Source organism: Nocardia sp. NPDC050175 (assembly GCF_044459885.1).
Lineage (GTDB): Bacteria > Actinomycetota > Actinomycetes > Mycobacteriales > Mycobacteriaceae > Nocardia.
The window spans coordinates 233,300-247,044 of record NZ_JBITJI010000004.1 but is presented as its reverse complement, the minus strand read 5'-3'; the positions used below and the strand labels follow the sequence as shown (position 1 = coordinate 247,044).

At 66.7% G+C, this 13,745-nt stretch carries 13 protein-coding genes; 4 read left to right on the top strand and 9 right to left on the bottom strand.

The genetic code is table 11. The annotated features are described in order from the left end of the window. Window positions 1–130: 130 nt before the first annotated feature. The gene (locus ACIBK2_RS15635) at window positions 131–703 is read left to right on the top strand and encodes a TetR/AcrR family transcriptional regulator (protein ID WP_396967685.1); all 573 of its coding nucleotides are present in this window, start codon (window positions 131–133) and stop codon (window positions 701–703) included. On the opposite strand, the gene ACIBK2_RS15630 is transcribed toward ACIBK2_RS15635, so the two are convergent. The 3 genes from ACIBK2_RS15630 to ACIBK2_RS15620 form a co-directional block, all read right to left on the bottom strand. After that, window positions 700–1,794, bottom strand: coding sequence for a methyltransferase (locus ACIBK2_RS15630; protein WP_396967683.1), 1,095 nt, complete (start codon window positions 1,792–1,794; stop codon window positions 700–702). The genes ACIBK2_RS15635 and ACIBK2_RS15630 overlap by 4 nt on opposite strands. A gap of 95 nt (window positions 1,795–1,889) precedes the next feature. Further along, window positions 1,890–2,081, bottom strand: a complete 192-nt coding sequence (locus ACIBK2_RS15625) for a hypothetical protein (protein ID WP_396967681.1) — start codon at window positions 2,079–2,081, stop codon at window positions 1,890–1,892. Between the two features lie 44 nt (window positions 2,082–2,125). Beyond that, window positions 2,126–4,690 carry a cytochrome P450 gene (locus ACIBK2_RS15620; protein ID WP_396967679.1) on the bottom strand — a complete coding sequence of 855 codons (2,565 nt, stop codon included), beginning with the start codon at window positions 4,688–4,690 and terminating at the stop codon, window positions 2,126–2,128. Window positions 4,691–4,771: 81 nt separating this feature from the next. Here ACIBK2_RS15620 and ACIBK2_RS15615 point away from each other — a divergent pair, with 81 nt between their 5' ends. From ACIBK2_RS15615 to ACIBK2_RS15605, 3 genes are all read left to right on the top strand, one after another. After that, window positions 4,772–6,052 (top strand): glycosyltransferase, encoded by a 1,281-nt coding sequence (locus ACIBK2_RS15615; protein WP_396967677.1) that lies wholly within the window; start codon window positions 4,772–4,774, stop codon window positions 6,050–6,052. Between the two features lie 26 nt (window positions 6,053–6,078). Next, entirely contained in the window at window positions 6,079–6,846 is a 768-nt protein-coding gene (locus tag ACIBK2_RS15610; RefSeq protein WP_396968472.1) for an ABC transporter permease, read from the top strand. Window positions 6,847–6,927: 81 nt separating this feature from the next. After that, window positions 6,928–7,809 (top strand): alpha/beta fold hydrolase, encoded by an 882-nt coding sequence (locus ACIBK2_RS15605; RefSeq protein ID WP_396967675.1) that lies wholly within the window; start codon window positions 6,928–6,930, stop codon window positions 7,807–7,809. 16 nt (window positions 7,810–7,825) lie between these two features. Here the strand turns inward: ACIBK2_RS15605 and ACIBK2_RS15600 are convergent, their stop codons facing one another. The 6 genes from ACIBK2_RS15600 to ACIBK2_RS15575 all read right to left on the bottom strand — a co-directional run bounded on the left by ACIBK2_RS15600 (window position 7,826) and on the right by ACIBK2_RS15575 (window position 13,712). Further along, window positions 7,826–8,644, bottom strand: a complete 819-nt coding sequence (locus ACIBK2_RS15600) for a MerR family transcriptional regulator (RefSeq protein WP_396968470.1) — start codon at window positions 8,642–8,644, stop codon at window positions 7,826–7,828. A 122-nt stretch (window positions 8,645–8,766) separates the two neighbouring features. Next, complete coding sequence (locus ACIBK2_RS15595) at window positions 8,767–10,269, bottom strand: flavin-containing monooxygenase (protein ID WP_396967673.1); 1,503 nt, start codon at window positions 10,267–10,269, stop codon at window positions 8,767–8,769. Between the two features lie 5 nt (window positions 10,270–10,274). Then, window positions 10,275–11,195 (bottom strand): ferritin-like domain-containing protein, encoded by a 921-nt coding sequence (locus ACIBK2_RS15590; RefSeq protein WP_396968468.1) that lies wholly within the window; start codon window positions 11,193–11,195, stop codon window positions 10,275–10,277. 7 nt (window positions 11,196–11,202) lie between these two features. Then, window positions 11,203–12,108 (bottom strand): SDR family NAD(P)-dependent oxidoreductase, encoded by a 906-nt coding sequence (locus ACIBK2_RS15585; RefSeq protein WP_396967671.1) that lies wholly within the window; start codon window positions 12,106–12,108, stop codon window positions 11,203–11,205. Between the two features lie 2 nt (window positions 12,109–12,110). Beyond that, complete coding sequence (locus tag ACIBK2_RS15580; RefSeq protein WP_396967669.1) at window positions 12,111–13,064, bottom strand: alpha/beta hydrolase; 954 nt, start codon at window positions 13,062–13,064, stop codon at window positions 12,111–12,113. Window positions 13,065–13,292: 228 nt separating this feature from the next. Continuing rightward, entirely contained in the window at window positions 13,293–13,712 is a 420-nt protein-coding gene (locus ACIBK2_RS15575) for a hypothetical protein (RefSeq protein WP_396967667.1), read from the bottom strand. Window positions 13,713–13,745 lie beyond the last annotated feature (33 nt).

Below are 13,745 nucleotides of genomic sequence, written 5' to 3'. Positions count from 1 at the left end.
GTTGGGGGGATGACGGTTGCTCCGGCGGTAGAGTGGGCATGTGCCCACTATAAGTGGGCACATGCCCACTCCTCAACCGATTTGGGCACGACAACGTAAGGAGAAGTACACGGTGCCAACAGGAGTGGCCATGCGCGACGTACGCGAGCAGCTGTTCGACGCCGCCGAACGCATCCTGCGCCAGGACGGACCGAGCGCGCTGACCAGCCGCGCGGTCACCGCGGAGGCGGGCTGCGCCAAGGGCGTGCTGCACCGGCATTTCGCCGACTTCGACGACTTTCTCGCCGAACTAGTGCTCGACCGCATCGCCCGGATCGACCATCAGGCCGCCGCCCTGCGCGAGTCCGCGGGCACCGGCACCGTCGTCGGCAATCTCAGCGGCGCGCTGACGGACGTATTCGGGTCGGTCGCCGTGGCGATCGTCAGTCTGGTCACCTTCCGAGATGAGTTGCGCGCCAGGCTGCGTCGGACCAGACCGACCGGCGTCCCGCTGATGGCCGAGGCTACGCAGATGATCGCGTCGTACCTCGGCGCCGAACAGGAGCAGGGCCGCATCGTCGCGGTGGCCGACATAGATGTGTTGGCGCCCACGCTGATCGGGGCCGGGCATCTGTTGTTCGCCGACCGCAAAGGCACGCCGCCGGAGCCTGCCGCGGTCAGCAGGGTCGTCAACGCGGTCATCGCGGGAGCGTTGACACCTTAAGCGGGCTCGGCCTCGAGAATGTTGTCCGGCGAGACGGTCGGAACCACCCGGGTCAGCCTGAACCCGAAGCGCGCCAAGAACTTCCGGTACTCGTCCGTGGTGCGTTCACGGCCACCGGTATTCACCAGCATCTCCAGATCGATGAACTTGCCGGGATGCGGGCGTGCGTTCTCCGGCACGACGAGCTCGATAACCAGCAGGCGGGCACCGGGTTTCATCGCCGCGCGGACCGTCGCGAGGATTCGACCCGCGTCGTCCTCCGGCCAGTCGTGCAGGATGTGCTTGAGGATGTAGGCGTCACCGCCCTGCGGGACCGCGTCGAAGAACGATCCGCGCTCGACCGTGCAGCGCTCGGCCAATCCGAGGTCGGTCAGCCGACCGGCCGCCGACTCGGCCACCTCCGGCAGTTCGAACAGGACACCCTTGGATCGCGGTGCACGGCACAGGATTTCGGCGAGCATCGCGCCCTCGCCACCGCCGACATCGACGAGGGTCTCGAAGCGGCCGAAGTCGTAGGCCGCGAGCAGCGGAGCGAGGCCGAGGCTGCCGATGCTGGTCATCGCATTGTCGAACAGCGTGCCGAGCGTCCGGTCGGTCCGCGCGTGCTCGAAGAACGACATCCCGTGCAGCGCTTCGCCGACCGGCTTGCCGGTCCGAACCGCGTCGACCAGATGCGACCAGTTGTCCCGGTGGATCGGGGAGCCGAAGAACAGGGCCGCGTCGCGCAGCGAGACATCGGTATCACGCTGCAGCGCTTTCGCCATCGGAGTAAGCGCGTACCTGCCGTCTCGGCGCCTCTTGAACATGCCGTGCCCGATCAGCAACCGCAGCAACCGATGCAGCGCGTCCTCATCGGCCCCGACCGCCTTTGCCAGCTCAGCCCCGCTACGCGGCCCATCGGCCAGCGCGTCGGCAATCCCGAGCTCGGCGGCGGCATGAATCGCCTGCGTCAACCAACCGGCGGCAAGCATCTCCATCACAGCGAGCTGGCCGGGGACCAACTTGCGATAGGCGACGGACAAACCGTTGCGCACCAACTCGACCGCGCGGACCAGCCCTGGCGGCGGCATTCTCGGCTGGTCGGATGCCACAGGGCGACTCCCATCCGCTAGACGGTCGGCACTTTGCGCCAATCAGCAGGGTACGGGCCTGCGATGCGTCGCGCCGAACCCCCGCCGACGGATGCTCAGAAACGCCAGCGAGTCGCGCCGCCGGGTTCTACCGTGCCGAGGGCCGTCGCGGTGGTCGCGGTGATGCGGTAGACGTGCCAGGGCGGCGGGCCCGCGGCCGGGGCCCTGTACTCGGCGGTGAGCGCCTGGCCGGAGGCCCAATCAAGCTCCGGCAACGAATAGAGGTCAGCGAGGTTCTTGGTGTCCATAGTTGTGCTGACGACCTGGCGGCGCAGAATTCATCGCAGACCCTTCATTCGCGCGCTTGATGTCGCGCCCGCAGCACCGCAGGCAGCCGGGACGGGGCGGCGACGAAATCACGGTTCGACGGTTTCACCCGGTAGCCGGGGTCGGCGACCGGCTCCCAGCGGGAGAAGAGGGCGGCGGTGGCGAGAGTGATGGTCAGCAGGGCGAAGTTGTTGCCCGGGCAGTGCCGGAGGCCGACGCCGAACGGCAGGATCGCCTTCTTGTCGATCTCCTCGACCCGGCCGGGGAACCAGCGATCGGGGTCGAAGGTTTCCGGTTCCGGGTAGTAGTGCGCGTTGTGGTGGATCATGTACGGGCTGAACACGACCATGGCGCCGTCGGGCAGGGTGGTGCCGCCCAGCGTGACGGGGCCGTCCGCGGTGTGCGTGCTGACCCACGGACCCCAGAACCGCAGGGTTTCCAGCACGACTAGTCGCAGGTAGGGCAGTTCCGCGACATGGTCGGGGGTGACCGGGGCGTCGCCGACGAAATCGTCCAGCTCGCGGCGCAATTCGATGGCGATGACCGGATTGCGCATGATCTCGTGCCACACCCAGCCCAGGATGGACGCGGTCGAACCGACACCGGCGGCCAGCATGAGCAGCAGCTCGTCGATGATCTCCTCGTCCGACAGCCGGGTGCCGGTCTCCGGGTCGCTGTGGCGCACCAGCGCGGAGAGCACATCGTGGAAATCGTGGTCCGCTCTGCGGTATTCGGCGACCACGGCACCGATCTCGGCGCGCAGCCGGCGGGACTTGGTGGTGAACCGGCGATTGGCGACGAAACGCAGGCGGCGCACCGGCGTCGGCAACGCGGCACGCTGGATCACCTGGCCGAGCAGCCACGGAATGTTCTGCTGGACTTCCCGTTTCGCGTCCGCGCCGAAGTCGGCGGTGAACAGGGTCGAGGAGATCGTGTCGAGGACGAGCCGATGTGCTTCGTCGACCAAATTCAACTGCTGGCCCGGCCGTAGCGACTTCGACCAGGTATTCGCGAGATCGGCGGCGACCACGGCGTATTCGTTCAACCGGCGCTGCCGCAGCGCGGGCGCGATCATCCGGCGGCGCAGCTCGTGCGGCTTGCCGCTGAGCACATTGGACGCGCCGCGAATGACCTCCTGGATCGCGTCGCGCAGTTCCTCGCGGTGGAATTCGCCTGCCTCACCGAAACTCAGCTCGCGAATGAGGTCCGGAGTGGTGAGCACATACGCCGGTCGCGGCCCCAGATAGATCCGGACGATCGGCCCGACCTCGGCCAGCGATGTGACGAACTTCAGGCCGTCGCGTAGCGCCAGCACGCTGTGCCCGAGCAGGGGAAGCCGTCCCGGGGCGGTGGGTACATTCGGAACAGACTGCGGCATAGCGGGTTTCGTACCTCCGACAAGGTCGGTGTAGATCGACAGGATCGATTCGGTGAGCCGGGATTGCCGTGCGGCATCGGCCCGGTCGGTGAGGATCTTGCGCATCGGCGCCAATTGTTCTGGGTGATCGGCGAGTTCGCGCAACGAATCGGTGATTGCTATCACCGACGGGTCGCGGGTACAGACACCGCCGCCCGCAGGCACCGTCTCGGCCAGATCCGGATCGCAGTAGACGACCGGCAGCCGCATCGCCACCGCCTCCAGCAGCGCCATGCCCTGGGTGTCGAAACCTGAAGAGGGAAAGAGCAATACGTCGTGCGTCGCCATCGCGGCAAGACAGTCCGCCTGGCTGACCGCGCCGTGCAGCCGGACGCGGCCGCTCAGTCCGCCCGTTTCGATCGCCGCTTGTGCACGTTCTTGCAGGTCGCCGGTGCCGTAGATGTCGAACGTGCAGTTCGCCACTCGCCGTACCGCTTCGATGGCTTCGAGCAGCCGCTTCTCACCGGACAGCCTGGCGCACCAGAGGATTCGCAGCGGGCCGCTTCGGGTCGTGCTCGGTTCAGGCGCACGGTCGAGGAGTTCGTCATCGATTCCGTTGGAGATCACCTGAAGCGGCCGCTCCAGCCCGTGCGCCAGGATGCGTTCGGCGAAGTGCTCGGTCGGCACGATCACCCGATCGGCGGCCTGCGCCTGCGCGACCATGGTGCGCCAGGCGTGCCGCGCCGCTCGGGATTCGTTGTTGCGCGGCATCCGTCCCCGGTGGGAAACGAATCGGCCGTGCAGCGCGCGCATGGTGAGCGCGGACAGGTACGGCACGGGGGAGGTGTTGGCGATGAAGACGTCGTCGCGACTGTGCACGGTGTGCACGACGGGAATGCCGTGGCGGCGCGCCGCGCGGAGTCCGGCGATGGCCACGCCGTAGGTGGTCTGGGTGTGCACGATGTCGATCGGACCGCGCTCGGCGAACGTCGCGTCGATCAACCGGTTGTTCGCCGGAGTCGGCAACACCATGGCGAAACCGTTCACCACAACCCCTCCGAGTGCGGAAAGAACCACAATGTCCTGCTCGACTTCGGTAGATTCCGGCGTGGGCGCGGTGATCACGGTGACGCGGTGGCCGAGCCGCTCGAGCCCGCGGCGCTGGGCATGTACCGAGGTCTGGATCCCGCCGAGGGTCGCGGGATGGAAGTCCGTGAACAGCGCGACGTGCATGGGACCACGGTACGGACATGTGCACCACGCGCACGCTGGAAGAACGACGAGTCGCCGAGGCGCGGCGCGACAGGAGCTTGCATGAGAGTGGCGATTCCGTTGACGGGCACCCGCGGTGACGTGCAACCCGCGGTCGCGCTGGGGCTCGAGTTACGCAGGCGCGGCCACGACGTCCTACTCGGCGCACCGCCGAACCTGGTCGATTTCGCCACCCGCACCGGCCTGTCCGCCGTCAGCTGCGGGCCGGACGTGCAACAGCTCTACTCCTCCGACGAAGGCCAGAAAGCGCTGGCCGCGGGCAGCAGCTTCCGGTTGATGCAACTCGTCGGCAAGCAGATGGCCGAATACGCCGAGCAGATGAACCGCGAGGTGATCGACGTTTGCGCCAACGCGGACATCATCGTGTCGACGATGCTCACCGAGGACCGGGCCGCGTCGGTCGCCGAGGCCATGCGGGTGCCGATGGTCTCGCTGCACGGCTTTCCGTGTCGGAAGAATGCTGCATATCCGTTCCCCGGCGCGCTGCCGTCGGACTGGCAGCCGCCCGGTGTGGTCAACCAGGCCACCTGGCTACTCGCCGAGAACCTGCGCCGGATCGTCTTCATGAAGTACCTCAACCAGCTTCGCAAGGAACTCGGCCTGCCGCGCTCGACCGCGAGCCCGGCCGCCGTGCTCGCCCGCGAGGGCGTGCCCGAGGTGCAGATCTATGATCCCGTCCTGGTGCCCGGCCTGGCCGAGGAGTGGGGCGAGCGGCGGCCGCTCGTCGGCTTCCTCCCGCTGGAACGGACCGCGCGCGAAGCCCTCGGTGAGCTGGCCGCCGATCACGGCGAGGTGATCGCCTGGATCGCCGAGGGTGCGCCGCCGGTGTATTTCGGCTTCGGCAGCATGCCGATTCGGGACACCCAGGCCGTACTGGCCATCGTCGAGGAGGTGTGCGAGAGCCTCGGCATCCGCGGGTTGGTGAGTGCTGGCTGGAGTGATCTGGCCGCGGCCGACGCGGAAACCGGTGCGCGGGTGAAGGTTGTCGGCCCGGTCGCGCACGACATCGTCTTCCCGGTCTGTGCCGCCGCGGTTCATCACGGCGGCATCGGCACCACCTTCGAGAGCTTGCGCGCGGGCCTGCCGACACTGGTCTGCTCGGTGTCGTTCGACCAGCCGATGTGGGGTGCCCAGGTCGAACGTCTCGGCGTCGGCGCTCATTTGAGCTTCCGCAAACTCGACCGCGATGGGCTGGAAACCGGAGTACGCACCCTGCTGGAGCAGGGGACCGCGCAGCGCACGAAAGCCCTTGCGGGAGAACTGCAATCGCACGCGGACGCCACGCCCCGAACGGCCGATATCATCGAGGCAGCCGCCGGGTGAGCAGGCGCCTGCTCGCCGGCGGGCGGATGAGCCGGCTGGCAACGGCTTACACCGATTCCGCCGTCATGTTCCGGCGGGCAGTGCGGCACACGCTACGCAGCCGAGACACCCTGCTCATCTCGCTGCTGCTGCCGGTATTGATCATGCTGCTGTTCGTCTACGTATTCGGCGGCGCGATCCAGGTAGACGGCCTATACATCGATTACGTAATTCCCGGAATCATTCTGTTGTGCACCGGCTTCGGCGCATCGATCACCGCCACTGCGGTAGCGACCGACCTACGCACCGGCGCCGTCGACCGCTTCCGCACCTTGCCGATCTTCCGGCAAGCTCTGCTGACTGGACACGTGGGCGAAGGCGTCGTACGCAACATGCTCGCCGTTGGCATCGTGCTCATCGTCGGCCTGCTCCTGGGATTCCGGCCCACCGCAAGCACTTTCGCATGGCTGGGTGCGCTTGCGATTACCCTGCTCTTCGTTCACGCGATCACCTGGATAGCGGTCGCGTTGGGCCTACTAGCGCAAAACCCCGAAGCCGCAGGCGGATTCACCTACGCCATCATGTTCATCCCCTACATCAGCAGCGCCTTCGTACCCACCGCCTCCATGCCCTCCTGGCTGCACGGCTTCGCCGAGCATCAACCCGCCACCCCGGTGATCGATACGCTCCGCGCACTGCTCAACGGATCCGATTCGGGGAACAGCGCGGGCCTCGCGGTGGCCTGGTCCGTCGGCTTGGCGATCCTCGGATACACCTGCGCCGCAGCATTATTCGCGCGCCGTTCCCGCACCTGAAACTCGCACCGTACGACCTTTGGTGGTACGTCCATACCATTTATATGGTACGTTGATACCATCAAGATGGAAGGGGAGATCATGCCGAAGATCGGACGGTTCACCAACGCCGAGGTGGAGTCCACCTATCTGCGGGCTTATGAAACATTGGCCGCGCAGTGGGCGGTGCCATCGACGGAAATCGACGTCGAAACATCGTTCGGGACAACGCGAGTGCGTAAATCTGGAGCGGGGGAGGGGGCACCGCTGCTACTGCTGCCGGGGATATCGGGCAACTGCCTGTTCTGGAGTCCGTTCATCGAGGAGCTGGCCCGCGGTCGCGTCGTGTACACCCCCGACATCATCGGGTGGCCGGGACGCTGCGTGCAGACCGCGCCGGTGCGGGACGAGACCGATGTCGCCAAGTGGGTAGCCGAGGTGATCACCGGACTCGGTGTGGATCGCGTCCACCTCGTTGGCTACTCGCTCGGCGCGTGGATAGCGGCCGTGGCCGGGGCCCATCATCCTGACCGGCTGGCGAGCCTGAGCCTGCTGGAACCGACACCCGCCGTCTTCGCCAGGCTGCGTTGGGGTTTGATCTTCAAATTCATCGTCGCCGGTATCCGGCCAACCAAGGCGAAGATGCAGAAGTTGAACGAGTGGCTCTCCCCGACCATCGAGCTCACCGACGACGAGTGGACAATGGTGTTGTCGGGCTTGAAGTTCCGGCTCGCGCTACCGTTGCCGCGCCCGCTCACCGACGAACGGTTCGCCGCCATCACCACGCCGCTGCTGATCCTCTTCGGCGCCGATACGGTCCTGCACGATCCTGAACAGGCGGCGAGCCGTGCCAGGCAGCACGTTCCCTCCGCCGACATCGAGAGCTATCCCGGCGTGGGGCACGACATGCTGTGGGCGATTCCGGAGCAGGTGATTCCCCGCCTCCTGGCCTTCGCCGACAAGCACGATTCGGCCCGGGTTTAACTCGGCCCGCGGCACGCTAGGAGTCGGGGTGTGAATCCGTTCTGGCGCGTTCGCGTTCGGCGGCGGTGGCGAGGTAGTCGCCTAGTTCGTGACGCAGGGTCACGTCGAGGGAGCGGGCCAGGGTGGAGTGGACCGAGGCTACGGCCAGTTCGCGCATCTTACTCAACATTGTTGTGGTGTCGGCGATTTCGCTGCTGGTGTCGGGAAGCCAGCCGGGGCCGTGCTCGTCGATGATGTGCTGTTTGGCGGCGGTGATCATGATGTGGGTGATGTCATCGATGCGGTCGGCGACCTTGGCGTAGATCTCGATGAGGGTGCGCAGTTCCAGGCCGTACTCGTGCAGCTCGGCGAACGAGGTGAGCAGCTGGGTTTCGGTGAACACCACGGTGTCACCTTCCAGCCGCACCAGTTTCATCTCGCGCAGGCGGTCGACGAGTTCGTCGGCCTCCGCGCCGAGGATGGTGCCGATCAGCTCGCGGGGGACCTCGAAGGTTTCATCCTTGGCCCAGGATGCCGTGACCGCGTGCTGCAGGCCGAGCACCTCGGTGAGGTCCTTGCCGGTTTCCCAGCTGGTGATGAAGTCGCCGATGTGCGAGGTGGTGAACCCGCGCTGTAGCAGCGCGTCGATCAGCCGCAGCCGTTCCAGGTGCGAATTGTCGTAGATGCTGGCCCGGCCGTCCTTGCCGACGGGCGGGGGCAGCAGGCCGCGTTCCTGGTAGGCGCGCACATTGCGAGTGGTGGTGCCCGCGGCGCGCGCGAGGTCGTCGATGCGGTACTCCATCGATTCCACCTCCTCGCCCACCGCGGCGCCGGGTTGCCGGCGGCCGAACAGCACGGTCAATGTCCAATTGCGGCGTTCACGGGCCCTCCGTGGTTACGCAAGCTACCGCCTCCGGGCCTGTCGCTCACGCCGCGTGACCGACCGAGTCTATCGCCAAGGCCGCCGGCACCCGTCATCTAGGAAACCGCCGCGATCCGGGGCTTCCGTACATTCCGGTCCGACGCAACCACCGTGTAGTCGGCGAGGTCGACGGTTCGCAGCTGATTGACGTACTGCGTGGCGAACCCCGGGTACATGGTCGCGTTGAAACCATCCTCGGTGAGATACCAACTGCGGCAGCCCGAGTTCCAGGTGGTGCTGGTCAGCCTGCGCTGCATGCCCGCGTTGTAGCGATCCTGCCGGTCTTTCTTGACGTCGAGGACGCGCAGATCCTCCTTCAGGATGGTGCCGACGGCGCTGACCACGTAGTCGATCTGCGCCTCCATGTACACCAGCGCCGAGTTGTGGCCGGGCCCCGAATTCGGTCCGAACGTGAGGAACAGGTTCGGATACCCGGACACCGCCACACTCTTGTAGGCGTACGCACCGCCCGACCACTCATCGGCGAGCACCCGGCCGTCTCGACCGACGACCGGGATCGGCGTACCGGTCTTGGACACGTCGAAGCCGGTCGCGAAGACGATGCAATCGGCTTGGTGCTCAACACCTTCCGCGGTGCGAATGCCGCGCTCGGAGAGCTTGGCGATGGGCCAGGTGATCAGCTTGCAGTTGTCTCGCTGCAGGGCCGGGTAGTAGTCGTCGGTCATCAGCAGCCGCTTGCAGCCCGCCCGGAAGTCCGGCGTGAGCTGACGCCGCAGCCAGGGATCCTTGACCTGCCTGCGCAATTGGGCCTTGCCGACCAGTTCGACGACGCGGGTCAGCGGCGTGTTCCAGACGACGCCGAGCGCCACCGACTCGTGCCCGTAGAACCAGGCCTGCCGAGCCAGCTGCTCGGCGGCGGGCACCCGGCGGTAGATCTCCTTGGTCACCGCGTTGGTGCGCCGGTTGACCCGGGGCAACACCCAGCCCGGCGTGCGCTGAAAGACCTTGACCGAGGCGGCTTTATCGACCAGCTCGGGAATGATCTGCACCGCACTGGCCCCGGTGCCGACGACCGCGACCTTCTTGCCGGTGAAGTCGTAGTCGTGATCCCAACGGGCACTGTGGATCTTGTGCCCGGCGTACTCCTCTATCCCGCGGATGTTCGGAAAGCTGGCATTGGCCAACGGTCCCGAGGCGAGCACGACCGCGCGGGCGCGCGCCGTGCCCTGGCCGTCGATGGTGATCTCCCACTGCCCGGCCTCCTCGTCGAAGACGATGCCGGACACGTTGCTGCCGAACCGGAAATGCGGTCCGAGCCCGAACTCGGAAGCCATCGACTCGATGTAGCCGAGGATTTCGTTGCTACCCGAGTAGGTGTGTGACCAATCCGGGTTCGGCGCGAAGCTATAGGAGTACAGCCGCGACGGAATGTCGCACGCCGCACCGGGATAGGTGTTGTCGCGCCAGGTGCCGCCGATCGCGTCGCCGCGTTCGAAGATGGCGAACCCGTCGATTCCCTTCTGCTTCAGGCGAATCGCGGCGCCGATACCGGCGAACCCGCCGCCGATGATGGCGACGTCGAGTGTCGTGTTGTTCATCCGCCTCATGCCGCCGGCTCGTAGGTGACTTCCTTGACCCAGGTCGGGTCCCTGCGCAGCAGCGCCTTCGGCACCCTGGCGGTGATCTTCACCAGCGCGTCGGCGACCAGGTGATACGGGTGGCCGCGGTCGATCACCCAGCCGCCCTGCATCTTCACCAGCTGATACATCGGCAGCCGACGCGCGAATTCGCTGCGCTCACCGACATTGGCGTACCGCTTGAGCGCCGAGTACAGCTTCTCCTCGTCGACGCCCATCTCGACGATGTTGTCGCGCATCTTGTTCAGCAGCGGCACATAGCTCAGTACGCCGATGATCAGCGACGGCTTCAGCCAGCCGCCGACGAGATCGGTGGCAAGCTTGCGGATCTGTGCGTGTCCGAGCACATCCATCACCGCGAAATCGACCGCCAGATGCCGGGATTCGTCGTTGTTGATCTTCTTGAAGACTTCCTGACAGACCGGGTCGTGGATCTCGTCCATGATGAACTTGACCAGCGCGCCGTCCAACGCGACCTCGAGCATCGGAATGACGGTGCCAAGGAACGACAGCGACATGCCGTCGGCGTACTTGTCCAAGAAGTCGATCACCAGCTTGACGTTGATGTTCGGCTGCGGGATCTCGTCGCCGTCGAGCATGCCCCAGCGCCGCATCAGCGCCAGTTCGGCATTCGCGTGCCGCTGCTCCTCGGCGTGGAAGTAGCGGTAGATCTCGCGCAGCGTCTCGGTGGGCGCCTTCTTCGCCATCGCGGCGAAGCCACGCGCGCCGACGTTCTCGATCCACATCAGATCGGCCATGAACGGCTTGAGCTTGGCGTGCAGCTCGGGCGAGATGGTCTCGGCACCCGGTGCGTCCCAATCGATATCGGCCAGTGCCCACTGCCGGTCCTTGATCTTGGCGAGCATGTCGTCGAAGTCCATCGTGATGGCCATGTCAGACTCCTGTCTTGTCGGTGACCGAGGTGCGGTCGGTGGCGGGGGAGTTGTCCTGGGGCAGCACCCGATCCAGGAGGCCGAGGACATAGGTGTACTGGGCGGGGAAGTAGCGCTTGAGCCGCCAGACGACGTGGGCGTCCAGCTGCGGCAGCACATACAGCTGCCCGCGGTCGTGCGCGTCGAGGGTGGTGCGGGCGACCGATTCCGGCGAGAAGCCGGTCCAGCGCATAAGGGTGTCGGCCAGGCTCGCCGACTGCTGGGTGATCCGACCGTCTTTGGCCACATTGGTTTTCACGAAGGTGGGGCACAGCACGGTGACCGCGACCCCGGTGCCGCTCAGCTCGGCCGCCATCGTCTCCGACAGCGACATCACGCCCGCCTTGGACACGTTGTAGACGGCCATCGACGGTGCGGCGGCGAACCCGGCCGCCGAGGCGACATTGATGATCCCGCCCCGGCGTGCGGCGCGCAGCTGCGGCGTGAAGACCTCACACCCGTGCACCACGCCCCACAGATTGATGCCGAGCGCCCACTCCCAGTCCTCGAAACCGACCTGGCCGACGCGCTTTCCGCCGATACCGACACCGGCGTTGTTGATCACCAAGCTGACCGGACGCTCGAACAGCGATTCGGCAAAGCGCGCAAGGTTTTCCACGTCCTCGCGGTGCGCCACATCGCAGCGGAACGCGTGCGCGGTGCCGGGATGCTTGCGCTCGATCAGCGCGACGGTCTGATCGGCCCGGGTCTCATCGATGTCGGCGCAGATCACCTGGCCGCCGCGATCGGCGATCTCCAGCGCGAAGGCCCGGCCGATGCCGCTGCCCGCGCCGGTCACCACCGCCCGCGCGCCGTACGTGCGCCGTGGCCGATTGCCAAGCGGCAGCAGCTTTTCCAGTCCGAACATGATCAGCTCACCTTCTCGGAGACAGTGCGGTCGGCCAGTGCCGCGCGCAGGAACTCGGCCGCGCGGGTCAGGGCCTGATCGGCTTCGGGCACCAGCGTCGGCAACGCCTGGAAGACGTGCACCTGACCGGGCCAAACTTCTAGTTCGCAGTTGCCGCCCGCGGCGCGCACCGTCTCACACAGCGCTCGCGCGTCGGCCTGGAGCATTTCGGTCCCGCCGACCTGAATGAGGATGGGCGGCAAGGGCATTCCCTTCGGCACCGTCAGCCGCAGCCGCGGCAGATCGTCGGGCAGGCCTTGCGTGTACTCGCGCGGCATCCGGCTCGCGGCCTCGGCCGAAATGAGCGGATCGCGGTGGCGCCGTTCCTGTTCGGCGGCCAGCTTCAGGGTGAGGTCGAACAGCGGCGAGAACATCGCCACGGCCGCCGGCTGCGGAAGGTGGTGGCGGTCGTTCTCGATGAGCAGGTCGAGCGCGAGGTGCCCGCCCGCCGAATCACCGGCGATCACCAGGTCGTTCGCCGCATAGCCGCGGTCGAGCAGCCAGCGGTAACCGGCCTCGATGTCGTCGGCCGCCGCCGGGAAGCGGTGTTCGGGGGCGAGCCGGTAGTCGGTGACGAAGACCGGAAGTCCGGTCTTGCGCGACAACTGCGCGGCCAGCCCGCGATGGGTGCGCGCCGAGCAGATGACGTAGGCGCTGCCGTGGATGTAGTAGATGGCGCGCTTGCCGAAGGAGACGCCGGCGGCACGGACCCATTCGCCGCGCACCGGCCCGGACCGAACCGGGGTGACGGCGGTGCCGCGTGGCACCGGGCCGCCGACGGCCATGAAGGTGGCGACGAGCTTGCGGGCGAACCATACTCCCGGGGCGTTCATCGGCACCGCGTTGTTCAGCGGACGCAACCCCAACTGGGTGACCGCCGCGGCCACGGTGGCCCGAGTGGAGGCCGTGGTGGGCACGCCTGGGCTAACCCACCCCGCCGGCTCCGCCGGCTGCCGACCCCCTGGGATCGAGGTCCTCGTTGACCTTGTCATGCGTTCAGAATCATCGATGAATGTGCCAGTTGTCAATGGCACATTTATTGCAGGCTGATGGAGATATGGGTTGACCTGCGACGACGACCGCGGCATCAGCTGTGTGCTGATGCCGCGATCGTCGGGGTTTGAGATATTCAGTTATCGGTGTGCTTACTGAGCTTTGCGCAGGCCCAGGTACTGCAGGGCGGCGAATCCGCCGACGGTGACCGCCTGCATGACCGCCCAGATCGAGCCGACCAGGTTCAGCTCCAGCGCGCCTTCGACGAGCGCGGCGAGGCTGACCACCACCCAGGCCGCGTTGCCCGCGATCACCACGCGGGTGGCGCCGGTGCTGATCGACTGCCTGGTGCCGATGATCGCCACCGCCACGCCGTACAGCGTCAGGAAGATCCCGATCGGAATGCCGATCGCGGTGTCCAGGCCGAGCAGCGACTCCAGCGGCTTGGCCAGTGCGACGTAGGCCAGGCCGTTGACGCCGGTGACCACGGCGTCCAAGCGGAGCGACAGGCGAAGCAACTGCGGGCCGGGAGTCATGACAGTGGACAGGTAGGACGGGGCGGTGGTGGTCATGGCAGAGGTTCCTTCGGTGAATAAGCTTGTGGC

Bases quoted from the DNA above. Each gene is read 5' to 3' on its own strand.
- ACIBK2_RS15635 (WP_396967685.1), top strand. From the start codon at position 131: ATGCGCGACGTACGCGAGCAGCTGTTCGACGCCGCCGAACGCATCCTG.
- ACIBK2_RS15625 (WP_396967681.1), bottom strand. From the start codon at position 2,081: ATGGACACCAAGAACCTCGCTGACCTCTATTCGTTGCCGGAGCTTGAT.
- ACIBK2_RS15620 (WP_396967679.1), bottom strand. From the start codon at position 4,690: ATGCACGTCGCGCTGTTCACGGACTTCCATCCCGCGACCCTCGGCGGG.
- ACIBK2_RS15615 (WP_396967677.1), top strand. From the start codon at position 4,772: ATGAGAGTGGCGATTCCGTTGACGGGCACCCGCGGTGACGTGCAACCC.
- ACIBK2_RS15610 (WP_396968472.1), top strand. From the start codon at position 6,079: ATGAGCCGGCTGGCAACGGCTTACACCGATTCCGCCGTCATGTTCCGG.
- ACIBK2_RS15605 (WP_396967675.1), top strand. From the start codon at position 6,928: ATGCCGAAGATCGGACGGTTCACCAACGCCGAGGTGGAGTCCACCTAT.
- ACIBK2_RS15595 (WP_396967673.1), bottom strand. From the start codon at position 10,269: ATGAACAACACGACACTCGACGTCGCCATCATCGGCGGCGGGTTCGCC.
- ACIBK2_RS15585 (WP_396967671.1), bottom strand. From the start codon at position 12,108: ATGTTCGGACTGGAAAAGCTGCTGCCGCTTGGCAATCGGCCACGGCGC.
- ACIBK2_RS15575 (WP_396967667.1), bottom strand. From the start codon at position 13,712: ATGACCACCACCGCCCCGTCCTACCTGTCCACTGTCATGACTCCCGGC.